Annotated in this window: 1 protein-coding gene; it reads right to left on the bottom strand. The window is 53.0% G+C overall.

The genetic code is table 11. From position 1 onward, the window contains the following. Window positions 1-54: 54 nt before the first annotated feature. Window positions 55-653: glycerophosphodiester phosphodiesterase family protein (locus HMPREF1627_RS01125; protein WP_034500410.1), on the bottom strand; the 599-nt coding region annotated here is incomplete at its 5' end.

Raw genomic sequence — 653 nt, 5'->3', positions numbered from 1 at the left:
AAGCCGTTGTAATCGTACCAGGGAGGCTAAGAAACCGTTAAATGAGACCGGTGATCACAAGGATTTGCGGGCGCGAATAATCTCACGGACCAAAACCGGATCGTCCGAGATGATCGCATCAACACCAGCATCTAGCGCTTGAACAATCTCTTCTGGCTCATTCAGCGTCCACACATGCACCCCAATCCCAAAGGAATGCGCAAAACTAACAAAACGTTTAGACACCAGCCGGATAGGACCGATCTTTAACGGAATTTGTGCGGCCACCACTCCGAAGCGCGGCCAATTCTGTCGTGTAACCAGACGCCTCGTGTTCGTCTGCGCGGCAAGAAACAGGCGCGCAACCTCCACTTGTCCCAAGGAAGTGCTAATCTCCGGCGCAACCTCGCGGATACGCTGCAGGCGGCCCGAATCAAATGAGGCTAAACACACTCTATCCATCGCACCGTGAGCGCGGATAACCTCAATCATTGGACGCCAAACGTCCTCTTCTTTCGCATCGATATTTAGCTCTAGATGAGGGAAAGCCTGCAAAACCTCAGCAAGCAGAACCGGGCCGCGCGCAGAACCGTTGATCGTCACATTTTGCAACTCTTCCAACGTGTGAGCCGAGACAAGACCAAAACCGTCCGAAACTCGATCCAGAATCGGGT

It is taken from the genome of Actinomyces sp. S6-Spd3, assembly GCF_000758755.1.
GTDB lineage: Bacteria > Actinomycetota > Actinomycetes > Actinomycetales > Actinomycetaceae > Pauljensenia.
This window is presented reverse-complemented; position numbering and strand designations above follow the sequence as displayed.